Origin of the sequence: Rudaea sp., from assembly GCF_036383415.1 — a bacterium.
Lineage (GTDB): Bacteria > Pseudomonadota > Gammaproteobacteria > Xanthomonadales > Rhodanobacteraceae > Rudaea.
The window spans coordinates 1-2,881 of the sequence record NZ_DASVOK010000331.1; the positions used below are offsets into that span (position 1 = coordinate 1).

Genomic DNA, 2,881 nt, shown 5'->3' on the forward strand with positions numbered 1-2,881 from the left:
GGTGTATTCGTCGATCGGCCTGCTCACGCACGACCCGGCCGAACACTCGCGCCTGACCAACACGATCGAGGCGCAGTTCATGATCGGCGTGCTCGTCTGCGGCTGGCTGTTCAGCGCCTTCATCGACGATGCGAACCCGGCCAATCCGGTCTGGTTCAACGTCTACTGGGTGCTGGCCGCGATCTGCGCGCTGATCATCGTCCTGCTGGCGACCTCGACGCTCGACGAATCCGCCGCGCACAGCGAGCGCACCAACAGTTTCAGGGGCTCGCTCGCGGAGATGTTCCGCCTGTTCCTGCGTCCGCTCGTCTACGTGTTCCTGATCTCGGCCTTCCTCTACGTGCTGATCGAACAGAGCTTCAGCACCTGGCTGCCGACGTTCAACAACGAGATCCTCAAGCTGCCGCACGCGATGAGCATCCAGGTGGCGACCATCCTCGCCGGCACGACCGCACTCGGTCGCCTCGCCGCGGGCCAGGTGCTGCGCCGCGTACCGTGGTACGTGCTGCTCAACATCTGCGTGGTCGGCATGGGCGTGCTCGTCGTGCTCGTGCTGCCGCTCGCGCGCGGCGTGGTCGAGCGGGCCGACGTCGGCTGGTTCAATGCGCCGATCGCCGCCTATCTGATTCCGCTGATCGGCCTGCTCATGGCGCCGATCTATCCGGTCATCAACTCGGTCGCGCTGTCGTCGTTGCCGAAGCCCGCCCACGCGGCGATGACCGGCCTCATCGTCATCTTCTCCGCGCTCGGCGGCACGATCGGCTCGCGCATTACCGCGATCGTGTTCTCCGCCTTCGACGGCATCCACGCCTTCTACTTTTCGCTCGTGCCGATGAGCTTGATCCTGATCACGCTGTTCTTCTTCAAGCGCGAGACGGATCGCGCGGGCGTCGGCGGGCCGACCACGATCAAGCTCGCGACGAAATAACGGCCTTTGCAATCTGGAACACATCATGAAGTACCGCAACCTCGCCCTTGCCTGCCTCTCCCTGCTCGCCGCCCCCGCTTTTGCCGCCACCGATCCGAGCTTCACGCTGACCGGCACCTCGAAAGACTTCGACACCTACTTCCCGAGCTACCTCGCCAACGGCTGGTTCTCGACGATGACCAGCGTGCGCGGCACCGAGCCGAACATGGCCTACATGGTCGCGTTCATGGACTACAAGCAGGACGACATCTCGCGCCCCGCGGCGATTCCCGGCTGGAGCGAGATCGACTACAACCCCGGCGGCGGCTGGCTCAACTCGACGCGCGTCGCGCCGCATATCTTCACCGACTACGCGCAGACGCTGGACATGCACGACGCCACGCTGACGACGAGCTACCGCTTCGTCTACGCGAACAAGGCCACCGACGTGAAGGTGACGACCTTCGTCAGCCAGGCCGCGCAGCATCTGGCCGCGACGCAGCTTTCGATCACGCCGCAGTTCGACGGCGAAGTGCAGATCGTCTTCCCGATCCGCCTGTGGACCGAATACGCGCCGCGTCTGCCGATCGGCAAGCTGACCGGCGACCAGATGATCGCCTCGGTCATCGCGAGCGGACAGACACTCGACAACAAGCCGATCCCCTACTCTGATCGCACCGCGGTCTGGTACCACGGGGTGACGCGCGTGTCGGGCGCCGATGGCGATACCAAGGATCTGACGCTTTGGCTCGACGGCCGCGCCGAGGAAGGCCTGACAATGGCCGAAGCCGCCGCAATCTCGCTGCCGAAAGATCTCGCCGTCGTCGACACGAAGCTCGAGAAGAGCGACGTGAAGCTGTCGCTGAACCTCACGGCGAAAGTGCAGAAAGGCAAGACGTACACATTCACGAAATACATCGCGATGTCGCGCGAACAATGGGGTGGCGACGCGAAGGTCACGCTCGACCTGGCCAGGAAGGCCCGTGCGACCGGTTTCGACAAGGTGCTCGCCGCGCACCAGGTCGCGTGGCACGAACTGTGGAAATCCGACATCGTCGTCGACGGCGACGCCAATGTGCAGAAGGCGATCCACTCCGACCTCTACTACCTGCTGTCGAACACCACGGTCGGCACGGCCTGGCCGATGGGCGCCTGCGCGCTGACGCCAAACTATGCCGGCCATGCGTTCTGGGATTCGGATTCGTGGGTGTTCCCGACGCTGCTGCTTCTGCACCCGGAGCGCGCCAAACCGATCGTCGATTTCCGCCACCGCACGATGCAGCCCGCACGCGAGCGCGCCAAGCAGTTCGATGCGAAGGGCACGATGTATCCGTGGGAATCCGATCCGGAAACCGGTGTCGACAACACGCCGCACTTCGCCTGGGAGGTCTACCGCGAAATTCATGTCAATGCCGATATCGCGATCGCGCAATGGCAGTACTGGCTCGCCAGCGGCGACAAGAAATGGCTCAAGGACAGCGGCTGGCCGGTGATCCGCGAGATCGCCGAGTTCTGGAAGAGCCGCGTGAGCTACGACAAGGCACACGACCGCTACGAGATCCACCACGTCACCTCGCCCGACGAGGCCTACAACGACGTACCGAACGACTCGTTCACCAACGGCGCCGCGCGCAAGGCGCTCGAGATCGCGATCAAGGCCGCCGCGCTCGTCGGCGAGAAGGCCGATCCGGCCTGGACGGAAATCTCGAAAAAGATGTACATCCCGTTCGACGAGAAGAACCAACGCCATCTCGACTTCGACGAAACCGTGCCGCACGACAAGATCACCTGGATGGGTTCCTCGCTGTCGTGGCTGTCGTATCCGAACCTCGACCTGCCGATGTCGCCCGAAGTACGCAAGAACATCTACGACTTCCAGTTGCACGAGCTGAAGGTGCACGGCGACGATCCGAACGAGATGATGATGGTGATGCTCGCCGTGCACGCCTCGCAGCTCGGCGATGCGAAGTCCGC

At 63.7% G+C, this 2,881-nt stretch carries 2 protein-coding genes; both read left to right on the top strand.

What is annotated here, in order from left to right; genetic code table 11:
* A partial coding sequence (locus tag VF497_RS12460; RefSeq protein WP_330889165.1) for an MFS transporter occupies nt 1-928 on the top strand: 928 nt, incomplete at its 5' end.
* A 25-nt stretch (nt 929-953) separates the two neighbouring features.
* Nucleotides 954-2,881, top strand: a 1,928-nt coding sequence (locus VF497_RS12465; RefSeq protein ID WP_330889167.1) for a glycosyl hydrolase family 95 catalytic domain-containing protein, incomplete at its 3' end; no start/stop codon positions are given.